Source organism: Guyparkeria sp. (assembly GCF_046540515.1).
Taxonomy (GTDB): Bacteria; Pseudomonadota; Gammaproteobacteria; order Halothiobacillales; family Halothiobacillaceae; genus Guyparkeria.
Genome location: NZ_JBKHFB010000058.1, coordinates 1 through 11,454, shown reverse-complemented (window position 1 = coordinate 11,454; position 11,454 = coordinate 1). Strand labels below are relative to the sequence as shown.

The following is an 11,454-nucleotide window of genomic DNA, read 5'->3' as shown; positions in this document are numbered from 1 at the left end:
TCGAGGGGATCGTGCATTTCATTCCCGAAGCCCGCACATGGCTGGAAATCGCGTGACGGCGTGTGTGTTCAGCTCCCGTCAATCTCCTCCACCACCGCCATGAAGGCCTCGGCAAGCGGGTTGCGCGCCCGGCCGACCGGCTCGATCCGCCCCAGGCGGCGAGTGGGCAGGACGCAATCCCCGGAGTCGAGACGCACGAGTCCTTTCCGCTGCAGGGTGGTCGGAAGCAGGGCCCATCCCACCCCCGTTCCGGCCAGTACCGCGATCGAGTCGAGCTGATTGATCTCGATCACTGCCGGAGGGATCAGCCTGCAATCGTCGAGCCAGCGATCGATCGCCGCGCGGGTGCTGGTGGCGCGCGCCGGAAGGATCAGCGGCAGCCGTTCACCGTGGCGGCGCAGGTCGTCTGCGGGGTAGCCGTCCAGGTGGCGGTCGGCGATCATCGGCACCAGGGTTTCCTCGCGGAACGCCTGCGTCCGGACCCCGTCACCGACCCTGGGCGGCAGGGTGGCGTAGGCCAGCGCGACCTCGCCGTTGCGGACCGCCTCGATGGCCCGCTCGGAGTCGTGGAAGCTCAGGTCGAGCAGCACCTCGGGGTGACGCGTAGAGAATCGCTCCAGTGCGGCAGGCAGCAGGTGCAGGCCGCAGTAGTGGCTGAGCGCGAGTGACAGTCGCCCCCCGCCTGCGCCCTCGCCGAATGCGGCCACCGTGGCGATGTCATCCAGGCTGCGCTGGACGGCCCGGACGGCCGGGAGCAGTTGTTCCCCCGGGTAGGTGAGCACCACCCGTTGGCCCAGGCGGTCGAACAGGGAAAACCCTAGCCGCTGCTCGAGCAGGGCGATTCGCTTGGAAACGGCAGGCTGGCTGACATGCAGTCGAGCGGCCGCCCCGGAGAACGAGCCGGTCTCGGCCACGGCCAGGAAAGTCAGCAATTGCTGCGTATCGAGCTGGGCGGGATTCATGGCCGGCCTCGCATGGGTTGGCGGAATGAGTTGACCACCTTCGCATGATAACCAAATGGAATGGACATGATCATTAAATTCCATTTTGGTTATCAGACCGCGGGCACTATGATCACGGCATGGAAACAACAGGCCTGAACGTGCTGGGGCTGCCGCTGCAGCCATGCTCGACGGAGCCCCTTACCGGCTTCTACCGAGACGGCCGGTGTCGGGTCGGGGCCGAGGATGGCGGCGTACACGGGATCTGCGCCGAGCTCGACGACGCGTTTCTCGATTACACCGCCGCCCAAGGCAACGAGTTGCGTCGCCCGATCCCGGCCCACGACTTCCCTGGCCTGACGGCCGGCGACCGCTGGTGCGTCTGCGCCTGGCGCTGGCGCGAGGCCTTCGAGGCCGGGGTTGCGCCGCCGGTGGTGCTGGCCGCGACGCACCACGAGGTGTTGCGGGTGATCAAGCTGCGCGACCTGATCGAGCATGCCGTCGATCCACCCGCCTCGGGACTGGACGACGGGTTCTACGAGTTTTAACGAACACAACGCGCTTACCGATTGAATTGACGGATTACTTCCCGGGCCGACCGACATGGCCCGGGGCCATCCGGAGGAAAACGCCAATGGCTGGAAAGACTCTCTACGAAAAGCTCTTCGACGCGCACGTCGTCCACGAACAGGAGGACGGCACGGCGTTGTTGTACATCGACCGTCACCTCGTCCACGAGGTGACCAGCCCGCAGGCCTTCGAGGGTCTGCGTCTGGCCGGTCGCAAGCCTTGGCGCACCGGAGCGATGCTCGCCGTACCCGATCACAACGTGCCGACCACCAACCGGGCGGGCGGTATTGCCGACCCGGTCTCGCGAGAGCAGGTCAGCACGCTCGACCGCAACTGCCAGGAGTTCGGCGTTCAGGAATTCCCGATGGCCGACCTGCGCCAGGGTATCGTCCACATCATTGGCCCGGAAGAGGGCTTCACGCTCCCCGGTGCGACGGTGGTCTGCGGCGACTCGCACACCTCCACCCACGGGGCGATCGGCGCGCTTGCCTTCGGCATCGGCACCTCCGAGGTCGAGCACGTCATGGCGACCCAGACCTTGCTGCAAAAGCGCACCAAGACCATGCAGGTGCGCGTCGAGGGCGAGCTCGGGCCGGGCGTGACCGCCAAGGACGTCGTGCTCGCGATCATCGGCAAGATCGGCACGGCCGGGGGCACCGGGTACGCGATCGAGTTCGCCGGCTCGGCGATCGAGTCGCTCTCCATCGAGGGGCGGATGAGCGTGTGCAACATGTCGATCGAGGCCGGCGCCCGCGCCGGCATGGTCGCCGTCGACGAGAAGACTGTCGAGTACTTCCGGGACAAGCCGTTCGCGCCCACCGGGGAGATGTTCGAGCGCGCCGCCGAGTACTGGCGCACCCTCAAGTCCGACCCGGGTGCCGAATTCGACAAGGTCGTGGTGCTGGACGGGACCAAGATCGAACCGCAGGTCAGCTGGGGCACGTCGCCCGAGATGGTCGTGCCGGTCAACGGCCGCGTACCGGACCCGGCCGCCGTGACCGACCCGGTCAAGGCCGAGGGCATGCGCAAGGCGCTCGCCTACATGGGCCTCGAGGCGAACACGCCGATGACCGACATCCGGATCGACAAGGTGTTCATCGGTTCGTGTACCAACGCGCGCATCGAGGACCTGCGCGCCGCCGCTGCGGCCATCAAGGGCGGGCACGTGGCCGACAACGTCACGCTCGCCATGGTGGTGCCGGGTTCGGGGCTGGTGCGCGAACAGGCCGAGAAGGAAGGACTGGACAAGATCTTCCTCGAGGCCGGCTTCGAATGGCGCGAGCCGGGCTGCTCGATGTGCTTGGCGATGAACGCCGACCGGCTCGAGCCGGGCGAGCGCTGTGCATCGACCTCGAACCGTAACTTCGAGGGTCGGCAGGGGCAGGGCGGTCGCACGCACCTGGTCAGCCCCGCGATGGCGGCTGCGGCCGCAGTCGCCGGTCATTTCGTCGACGTCCGTCAAGCGTAAGGGAGAGTCACCATGCAGGCATTCACCACCCACACGGGGATCGTCGCGCCGCTGGATCGCTCGAACGTCGATACCGACGCGATCATCCCGAAGCAGTACCTGAAATCGGTCAAGCGCACCGGCTTCGGCCCGACCGCCTTCGACGACTGGCGTTACCTCGACCCGGGCGAGCCGGGGATGGATCACAGCCAGCGACGCAAGAACCCGGATTTCGTGCTCAACCAGGAGCCGTTCGACCGCGCGACCATCCTGCTTGCCCGCGAGAACTTCGGCTGCGGTTCCTCGCGCGAGCACGCCGTCTGGGCGTTGACCGACTTCGGCTTTCGTGCCGTGATCGCGCCGTCGTTCGCCGACATCTTCTTCAACAACAGCTTCAAGAACGGGCTGCTTCCCATTGCCCTGAAAGAGGAAGAGGTCGACGCGATTTTCAAGGCGGTCGCCGCCGATCCGGGGCTCGAGCTTGAAATCGACCTGCCGGGCCAGGTGGTAAGGGCCCCGGACGGCAGCGAGTACGCCTTCGAGATCGACAGCTTTCGCAAGCACTGCCTGATCGAGGGGCTCGACGACATCGCGCTGACCCTCGAACACGCGGACAAGATCAAGGCCTACGAGACCGCCCAGATGGAAAAGACGCCGTGGTTGTTCAACGACATGCGCGGCAACGTCGGCGGCTGACTACCGAACCACAGACTCGAGAAAGAAAACCCAACACCATGAGCGAAAAGAACATTCTTGTCCTGCCGGGCGACGGCATCGGCCCGGAAATCACCGAACAGGCGGTCAACGTCCTCAAGGCCGCCGTCGAGGGCAGCGACCTCGAACTGTCGTTCACCGACGGGCTGATCGGCGGGGCGGCGTACGACGCCGAGGGCGAGCCGTTCCCGGAGATCACTCGACGACAGGCCAACGAGGCGGATGCGGTGCTGCTGGGCGCGGTCGGCAGTCCGCAATACGACGAACTGGATCGCCCGCTGCGCCCCGAGCGCGGGCTGCTGGCCATCCGCAAGGAGCTGGGCCTGTTCGCCAACCTGCGTCCGGCCATGCTCTACAGCGCGCTGGCGGATGCCTCCTCGCTCAAGCCGGAGGTGGTCGCGGGGCTCGATATCCTGATCGTGCGCGAGCTGACCGGCGGGGTCTACTTTGGTCAGCCGCGCGGAATTCGCGAGGTGGACGGCCAGCGCGAGGGCTTCAACACCATGCACTACAACGAGGGCGAGATCGAGCGCATCGGTCGCGTCGCCTTCGAGGCCGCCCAGAAGCGCGGGAAGCGCCTGTGCTCGGTCGACAAGGCCAACGTGCTCGAGACCTCCGAGCTGTGGCGCGAGGTGATGAATCGCCTGGCCGATGAATATCCGGACGTGGAGCTGTCGCACATGTACGTCGACAATGCCGCGATGCAGCTGGTGCGGGCGCCGAAGCAGTTCGACGTGATCGTCACGGAGAACCTCTTCGGCGACATCCTTTCCGACCAGGCCTCGATGTTGTCGGGCTCGATCGGCATGCTGCCGTCGGCCTCGCTCAACGAGAAGGGACAGGGGCTGTATGAGCCCAGCCATGGCTCGGCACCGGACATCGCGGGGCAGGGCGTGGCCAACCCGATGGCGACGATTCTTTCGGCGGCGATGCTGCTGCGCTACTCCTTCGGCCGCGGTGATATGGCCGAACGGATCGAGAACGCCTGCGTCGCGGTACTCGACCAGGGCCTGCGCACCCCCGACATCATGCAGGCCGGCAAACGGCAGGTCTCCACCGGCGAGATGGGCCAGGCCGTCGTCGAGGCCCTGCGGACCTGACCGGGGATTCGATCACTTCGATAGCCCGGCGTGATGCGCTAGGCTAGAGGCAATGCACTTCGCGGGTGGGCGACGGCCGCCTGCCCGCGGCCGATTCGCACCAGACTTCCAATCCTTGAGGAGAAACCTTCATGAGCAAGACGGTCGACGTTGCTGTCGTCGGCGCCACGGGCGCCGTTGGCGAGACCATGCTGTCCATCCTGGCCGAGCGGAACTTCCCGGTCGGCAAGGTATACGCACTGGCATCCGAACGCTCCGCCGGCAAGAAGGTCGCCTTCGGCAACACCTACCTGACGGTCGAGGACCTGGCTTCCTTCGATTTCTCCAAGGTCCAGGTCGGTCTGTTCTCGCCGGGTGGGGCGATCTCCCGCGAGTACGCGCCCAAGGCGGCCGCGGCAGGCTGCGTGGTGATCGACAACACCTCCGAGTTCCGTTATGACGAGGACGTGCCGCTGATCGTCCCGGAAGTGAACGCCCACGCGATCGCCGGCTACACCCAGCGCAACATCATCGCCAACCCGAACTGCTCGACCATCCAGATGCTGGTCGCCTTGAAGCCGATCTACGATGCCGTCGGCATCGAGCGCATCAACGTGGCCACCTACCAGGCCGTCTCCGGCTCGGGCAAGGAGGCGATCGAGGAGTTGGCCACGCAGAGCGCTCGCAAGCTCAACGGTCAGGACGCCGATGCCGTGGTCTACCCGAAGCAGATCGCCTTCAACGCGCTGCCGCAGATCGACGTGTTCCAGGACAACGGCTACACCAAGGAAGAGATGAAGATGGTCTGGGAGACCAGGAAGATCTTCGAGGACGAGTCGATCCTGGTGAACCCGACCGCCGTGCGCGTGCCGGTATTCTTCGGCCATTCCGAGGCCGTGCACATCGAGACGCGTGACAAGATCACCGCCGAGCAGGCCCGCGAACTGTTCAAGAAAGCCGAGGGCGTCGAGGTGCTGGATACCCGCAGTGACGGTGGCTATCCGACCGCGGTGACCGAGGGCGCCGGCCACGACCCCGTGTACGTCGGCCGCATCCGCGAGGACATCTCGCACGAGCGAGGACTCAACCTGTGGGTGGTGGCAGACAACGTGCGCAAGGGGGCGGCACTCAATAGCGTGCAGATCGCCGAGTGCCTGGTGCGCGACTACCTCTGATCTGTGGCACAATCGGGCTCGGTAAGGGGTCGAGGGACACACTGCATGCCTCTGCGGATCGCCGAGCATCCGGTTTAAGCAGGCGCAGCGTTATCCCCAAAGGAAGGCGCCGGACGATCGCCGGGCAATGACGCCCGGCTCACCGGCACGAGCAAGGAGTCAGTGACATGCGGAAGTTGAGTTTGGTGATTGCGGGGGTTCTGGGTGCCGGGGCCCCGTTTATCAGCCAGGCCGCCACCCTGGGCGAGGCCCGGGTGCAGTCGTACTTGAGCGAGCCTCTAGACGTGCGGGTGCCCTTGGCGCGTTCCAGCGACGAGCCACTCGACGAGATCACCGTGAAGCTCGCTCCCCCCTCGTTCTACCGCGAGGCAGGCGTGCCGCTGGAAAACATCACCGGCAATCTTACCTTCCGCATCGAGTCGGAAGGGGGCCGAGATTACGTGGTGATCGGCTCCAAGCGCCCGATTCGCGATCCCATTCTCAGCATCCTGCTCGAGGTCGATTCTCCGCAGGGTCGAATGATTCGCGAGTTCAACCTGCTGCTCGATCCCCCCTCAGCGAAATCGAGCCCGGATTCACCCCAACGCTCGTCGACAGCCAAAGCGGCGGGCGATCAGCCGAGTGCCGGTACCCGCACCAGGTCGGAAACGGCCTCCTGGGAACGCGTGGAGCCGACCCGTGACGTGTCGTTGGACGCCACGCGCGAGGTTCGGCGCGGTGACACTCTCTACGATATTGCCCGCGAGTACGTCGACGACAGCGACGACGTGCGCCCGATGATGCAGGCGATCATCGATGCCAACCCAAAGGCGTTTGCCAACGGCAATGGCAATGCGCTGATGGCCGGCGCGCAACTCAAGGTGCCGGGGAGCGCGAAGGCGGAGTCGACTGAAGAAGCGGACACTTCCGACGACAGCGAGTCGAGCGAAACCGCCATGGAGCAGCTACCGGCACTCGAACTGCTCGAACCGGAGGACCGGGACGAGGGTGACGAGTCGTCCGAGCCTGCCGCGCCCGCCGAGACAGGTGGTTTCGGCAACCTGTCACGAGAGCGGCCCCTGGCGGCGATCGCCGATAGCACCCAGGCGGATTCGGCCGGACAGGACGATCGCGAAGCGGCGTTGGATCGAGAGGAGGTGGAGTCGGTTCGAGCCGAGAACGAGGCGCTCACGGAGGAGCTTCGCGGTCTCAAGGACCAGATCGACTCGATCAAGGTCGGCGTCGACGACCGGGATGCGCGGATTTCCGAGTTGCAGGAGGTCATCGAACAATCGCGGGCCGAACTCGAACGTGCGCAGGCGGCCTCTGACAATTTCTGGGTGCAGTGGGGCAAGTACCTGACCGGTGCATTAGGCCTGGTGATTCTCGCCCTGCTCATCGCGCTCGGCCTGAAACGGTCGCGTCGAGACGACGAGCCCGGGATCCCGATGCCGGCGACGGCCGATCGCGTCACCGAGTCAAGGAGTTCGACGGCGTCTGCCGAGAGCGCCGAAACGAACCTGGATAACGCCTCGTCGGCCCGGACGACCGGCGCGGCAGCTGCGGTTGGCGGCGCATCCGCCACCTTGGCCGGGGCGCATGCCGCGACCCAACCTTCGGAGGAACCCGACTCGGAGACGTCAGCGGACACGGGGGCCGCGGCGGGCGTGGACGATCCCATGAACCCGGAAATGGCCCTCGAGGAGGCGCGCGTACTCGAGTCGTTCAACCTGACCCACCAGGCAGTCGAGCTGCTGCAGGACAGCCTCGCCGAGCATCCGGGTCACAGCGGCCTCCAGTCGGCGCTCAATCGCCTCAAGGGAGTCGATGAGCAGGGCCCCGATGAGGCATCCTCCACCGAGTTGAAGGCGGCCACCAGCGTCGATCGCCAACCGGGCCAGACTGAGGGCGAGACGGAGGCCGAGCCGGAACCGAGGTCGACAGAAATCGACGAACCGGCCGACTCCCCGGCACACAAGGAGAACGACGCACCGACAGGGGAGGGCTGGGACGAAGACCTCGATGACATGCTGGCGACCTCCGAGGCGGACTCCACGCCACTCGAGGACGATGGATCGACGGATTGGGACGATTCCTTCGCTCTGGAAACGCCGTCCGACGAGACGGGGAAACAGGAGACCCCGACCAGGACCGCCGAGGAACCGGCCGACCTGAACCTGCCGGAGAACGAGGTGCCGCCGGCGAGCGTCGAGGCGAGCGACCAGTCGACCACGGAACCCGAAGCCCTCGACCTGGACCTCACGGGCTACGAGCCGGCCGGCAGCCGGGAGGAATCGGCGCCTCCGGCCGACGAGGACAGCGGACTGGAGCTGGATCTCGGCGAGCCCCGAGCGAGCGGAGAGGAAACCGAGGCCGGCGAGCCTGAGCCGAAGGCATCGGAAGAGCAGGCATCGGACGATACGGAGGAAGGCGACAGGGAGGAAGACATCGACACGCGGGTCGGGCTGGCCGAGGCGTTCCTGGACGTCGGCGATCGCGAAAGCTTCGACATGATCGAAGCGGAGTTGCGGGAGGAGGGTGCCACCGCGGCGCTCGAGCGGCTCGAGACACTCAAGGCGCGTTACGATGCCGGCTGAGTCGGGGCGGCGCCATCCGGGAACGTAAACCCGCCCCCGCAACGTGAGAGGGCCCGCCGTGAGGTGGGCCCTTTGCTATGGTATGTGCTCAACTGTCGCTGGCCGCCGGAAACGGGCGCCTGGGCCAACAGGTGATGACGAACGAAAAAGGCCGACGACTCGGTGAGCCCTCGGCCTTCGATCAAGCTTGAAAATTGGTGCCCAGGAGAGGACTCGAACCTCCACGGATCTCTCCACTAGTACCTGAAACTAGCGCGTCTACCAGTTCCGCCACCTGGGCAACGCGGCGCATATTAGGAACCCTGAGGGGGACTGTCAACAGTGAACACGAAAAAAACCCCGGCTTGCCAGTTACAGCTCTTGGCTTCCGGATACCGCGATGCGCTGTCTGCGACGGATAACCGTCTGATTAGCTGCGAAACACCCAGCCCAAACTCGGCCAGACTGACGGTCATTGCCGGTTTGGATGACGGGATGAGGCCGACATTCCAACATTCGCATTCGGAGGTGCCGACAGAAACGGTGACCATCGACGAACTGGTGCGCCGGGCGTCGAGTGACGACGTGACCATCGAGGTGCTCATGGAAGTCGACGGGTGGGATGACGCGCTGTCGCCGTTGTTTGCCGCGCTCCGGGATCGACCGAACCGGCCGGTGATCGTGCATTTCGGTGCCGGGCACCCGGTCGGGGGCGAGATCGACCGCAACATGGTCTCGCTGGGTTACACGCGCCAGCGTGGCGACGAACCGATGTATCTGTTCGATATCGAAACCTACAAGCGGACCCCGGATTGGCTGAATGCACGCAACTGGGCCAACCCCGAGCTGTGGGGGAAGTACCGATGGTAGATGTGGCGCCCGCGGACGTGTCACGACGTCGAAGGCGGTGTCGACAGCGGACGGACGATTGCGTGGGCGGCATGGCTTCGGTGGGGCGGAGAACCCCGATGGCTGCCGCCACACCGTCGAACCTGCATTTAACATAATATATATTCTACGAAGTGCGGTTGGCCCGCGACGAAATCGCCTGTGCGCGTAGCTGACATGATGGCCTGCCACTCAGGCGGACCGCAGAACGCCAAGCAGGCCGGTACTTGCACTACAATGATGGGCGGCCGGCCCGATCGTTTTTCGGACCGGGTGAATACATCTTCTCCATAGGCCCGCCATGCGTCTCATCTCGTCCGCCGCCGTGTTCTTGGGAACGATCCTGCTCGCCGCCGGTTCCGGTTGCTCGATCAGCCCCGCCGACGAATCATCGCCAGCGACCACCGGGGACACCCTGGCATCCGCATCGACGCCCGACGCTCGCGATCGCGCGACACAGGGGCCGATCTTCCATGTGCTCGCCGGCGAGTTCTACGGTCGTCACAAGAACTACGAGCAGGCCGCGATGCACTACGCCGAGGTGGCCGGTCAGAGCAATGACACGGCACTGCTCGAACGAGCCATTCAGGCCGCCATTTTCGCCGACCGCTTCGACCTTGCCCAGGAGCTGGCCGAACGACTGCGCCAGGTGTCTCCGGATAACGCCCGAGCCGCGGCCGTGATGATGATCTCGTCACTCGAACTGGGCGAGACCGAACAAGCGGACCGGGCCCTGAACCAGTGGCTCGAGTCGGATGCGGGCAACGTCGGGAAGATCTTCAACGAGACGGGCCAGTACCTGCAAAAGAGCCTCGATCGGGATCGGGCCATTGATTACACCCATCACCTGGCCGAGCGCTTTCCACAGCAGTACGAGGCCCAGGTCATGGTCGCCAAGCTGGCGCTATCGTTCGGCGAGTTGTCGCTTGCGCGCCAGGCTGCCGACCGGTCGATCGCGCTCCGGCCGGAGGAGTCCACGGGCTACGACCTTGCCATGCTGATCGCGAATCGCGAAGGCGATGTGGATCAGGCGATACGGGTGCTGGAAAAGGCTTATCACCGGTTTCCCGACAAGGCTCGCTACGCCAGCGGGCTGATCGAGGCTCGCCTGACAGCCGGCCAGCGCGAATCGGCGCTCGCCTTGCTCGAAAGACAACTCGAGGGCCGCCGGAACAACCCCGAGTTGTTGCGCAACCTGTCGCTCTTCGCGTTCCGCCTCGAACGCCCGGACCTGGCCGAACAGGCACTCACACGCCTGGAGCAACTGCCCGGCCAGGCGGACGTCGTTCACCTCATCCGTGGGCGCGTCGCCTTGCAGGAATCCGACCTTTCTGCCGCGGAATCCGCCCTGTCCCAGGTCAGCCCGCGCAGCGAGCATTACGCAAACGCGCAGGTGCTCCTCGCCGGAGCACGGGTTGACCTGGGTGAACCGGAGTCGGCCGTTCGCGGCCTGGAAAAGGCCCTGCTCGCCGAGGAGACCGACGAGACCGATCAGCAACAGCTGATGCTCGCCCTCACCTCGACGCTGGCCGAGTCGGGTCGCTTCGATGAGAGTCTCGAGATCGCCGACCAGGCCATCGACGCGTGGCCGGATGCCAGCGATTTCCGCCTGCAGAAGGCGATGACGCTGTTCGCCCTGGACAAATCCGGGGCCGCTATCGGCGTGCTGCGCGAGGTCATCGAACGTGACCCCGAGCACGCCCCGGCCCTGAACGCGCTCGGTTACACGCTTGCCGACGAGGACCGCAAACTCGACGAGGCCGAAGACCTTATCGAGCGCGCCCTGAACATCGACCCGGACAATTCCGCCTACCTCGACAGCCTTGGCTGGCTGAGATACCGCCAGGGTGACATCGAGAATGCCATCAAGATACTGCGAAGTGCCTACCGCAGCGGGCCGAATGCCGAGATCGGCGCTCACCTCGGCGAGGTGCTCTGGGTCGATGGCCAGCGCGAGGCGGCGCTCGAGGTCTGGGAGGACTCCCTGACAATCGACTCCGGCGACGGCACCCTGATCGAGACACTGCGCGAGTATGCGCCGGAGCTGCTGCCGGCAGAGGATCAGCCCTGAGCTGGCGTTCGCCG

9 protein-coding genes and 1 tRNA gene are annotated in these 11,454 nt (G+C 65.5%); 8 read left to right on the top strand and 2 right to left on the bottom strand.

Translation table 11 applies throughout. The features are described 5' to 3' along the window. Nucleotides 1–68: 68 nt before the first annotated feature. Nucleotides 69–962: a LysR family transcriptional regulator gene (locus tag ACLFRM_RS07440; RefSeq protein ID WP_410755105.1), complete on the bottom strand. Its 894-nt coding sequence runs from the start codon at nucleotides 960–962 to the stop codon at nucleotides 69–71. A 119-nt stretch (nucleotides 963–1,081) separates the two neighbouring features. Here ACLFRM_RS07440 and ACLFRM_RS07435 point away from each other — a divergent pair, with 119 nt between their 5' ends. The 6 genes from ACLFRM_RS07435 to ACLFRM_RS07410 all read left to right on the top strand — a co-directional run bounded on the left by ACLFRM_RS07435 (nucleotide 1,082) and on the right by ACLFRM_RS07410 (nucleotide 8,502). After that, nucleotides 1,082–1,489, top strand: coding sequence for a DUF2237 family protein (locus ACLFRM_RS07435; RefSeq protein WP_410755104.1), 408 nt, complete (start codon nucleotides 1,082–1,084; stop codon nucleotides 1,487–1,489). An 86-nt stretch (nucleotides 1,490–1,575) separates the two neighbouring features. Beyond that, the gene (gene leuC, locus ACLFRM_RS07430) at nucleotides 1,576–2,979 is read left to right on the top strand and encodes a 3-isopropylmalate dehydratase large subunit (RefSeq protein ID WP_410755103.1); all 1,404 of its coding nucleotides are present in this window, start codon (nucleotides 1,576–1,578) and stop codon (nucleotides 2,977–2,979) included. A 12-nt stretch (nucleotides 2,980–2,991) separates the two neighbouring features. Further along, entirely contained in the window at nucleotides 2,992–3,654 is a 663-nt protein-coding gene (leuD, locus tag ACLFRM_RS07425; protein ID WP_410755102.1) for a 3-isopropylmalate dehydratase small subunit, read from the top strand. A 38-nt stretch (nucleotides 3,655–3,692) separates the two neighbouring features. After that, nucleotides 3,693–4,772 carry a 3-isopropylmalate dehydrogenase gene (leuB, locus tag ACLFRM_RS07420; protein WP_410755101.1) on the top strand — a complete coding sequence of 360 codons (1,080 nt, stop codon included), beginning with the start codon at nucleotides 3,693–3,695 and terminating at the stop codon, nucleotides 4,770–4,772. A gap of 131 nt (nucleotides 4,773–4,903) precedes the next feature. Continuing rightward, nucleotides 4,904–5,926 (top strand): aspartate-semialdehyde dehydrogenase, encoded by a 1,023-nt coding sequence (locus tag ACLFRM_RS07415; protein WP_410755100.1) that lies wholly within the window; start codon nucleotides 4,904–4,906, stop codon nucleotides 5,924–5,926. 167 nt (nucleotides 5,927–6,093) lie between these two features. Next, nucleotides 6,094–8,502 carry a FimV/HubP family polar landmark protein gene (locus tag ACLFRM_RS07410; RefSeq protein WP_410755099.1) on the top strand — a complete coding sequence of 803 codons (2,409 nt, stop codon included), beginning with the start codon at nucleotides 6,094–6,096 and terminating at the stop codon, nucleotides 8,500–8,502. A 195-nt stretch (nucleotides 8,503–8,697) separates the two neighbouring features. Here ACLFRM_RS07410 and ACLFRM_RS07405 read toward each other — a convergent pair. Next, nucleotides 8,698–8,782: transfer RNA gene (locus ACLFRM_RS07405), tRNA-Leu, on the bottom strand. Between the two features lie 41 nt (nucleotides 8,783–8,823). Between ACLFRM_RS07405 and ACLFRM_RS07400 the strand changes: the two genes are divergently transcribed. Both ACLFRM_RS07400 and ACLFRM_RS07395 read left to right on the top strand, forming a co-directional pair. Next, on the top strand, nucleotides 8,824–9,351 hold the full coding sequence (locus ACLFRM_RS07400) for a DUF6231 family protein (protein WP_410755098.1): 528 nt from the start codon (nucleotides 8,824–8,826) through the stop codon (nucleotides 9,349–9,351). Between the two features lie 319 nt (nucleotides 9,352–9,670). Beyond that, nucleotides 9,671–11,440: a tetratricopeptide repeat protein gene (locus ACLFRM_RS07395; protein WP_410755097.1), complete on the top strand. Its 1,770-nt coding sequence runs from the start codon at nucleotides 9,671–9,673 to the stop codon at nucleotides 11,438–11,440. Nucleotides 11,441–11,454 lie beyond the last annotated feature (14 nt).